Below are 611 nucleotides of genomic sequence, written 5' to 3'. Positions count from 1 at the left end.
ATAAGTAATCATTGAGCACTATTTTTGGTGATCCATGCTCCGAACTTATCTCTATTTTGAAGATTTCCCCATCTTCAATCCTATGTAAATACTGTCTGTATACCCAAGGTAGAAAGGTTTGCTCAATAGATTCAAAATACCTATATGGCTCATTGAGGTCTTTAAAACTGGAATAATTATTTGAGCTATGTGGATCTTCAAAATAACCTTCAAATACTACATTCTTCACCTCCTTGGGCAGTTCAGAATAATGTAGTGTCTTCTTGTCACAGTTTTCAATCCCAACGGACCCGCAGCTAAGAAGTCCGAATGAAGCAAGAATACCACACCGGAGAATCAAGTTTTCTAAGCGTTTTGAAAGATTCATTTTTTATGGTTTGACAGGTGTAATAAGTATTTTATCAATTACGCTTAACGTTACGTGTATGAAGCGTAGCCGTTTAAGGTTTGATTTATCACCGAGTAATTCTAGCTGATTGACAGGCTTTCTATGAAATACCTCAGCCACAGACTAGCAATGATTGCATATAGAATTTTGTGGTATCATTTACTTTTCTTCATCATAAGTAAGTTGAATATAATCAGTAATTAATTTTACAGCATTTCCATAT

General features: G+C 34.7%; 1 protein-coding gene. It reads right to left on the bottom strand.

Features of this window, described 5'->3' with window-relative positions:
* The coding region (locus ABD982_RS11260; RefSeq protein ID WP_345447673.1) for a hypothetical protein at positions 1-367 on the bottom strand (367 nt) is incomplete at its 3' end.
* Between the last annotated feature and the right edge of the window lie 244 nt (positions 368-611).

Origin of the sequence: Rothia endophytica (genome assembly GCF_039543885.1) — a bacterium.
Taxonomy (GTDB): domain Bacteria; phylum Actinomycetota; class Actinomycetes; order Actinomycetales; family Micrococcaceae; genus Rothia; species Rothia endophytica.
This window is presented reverse-complemented; position numbering and strand designations above follow the sequence as displayed.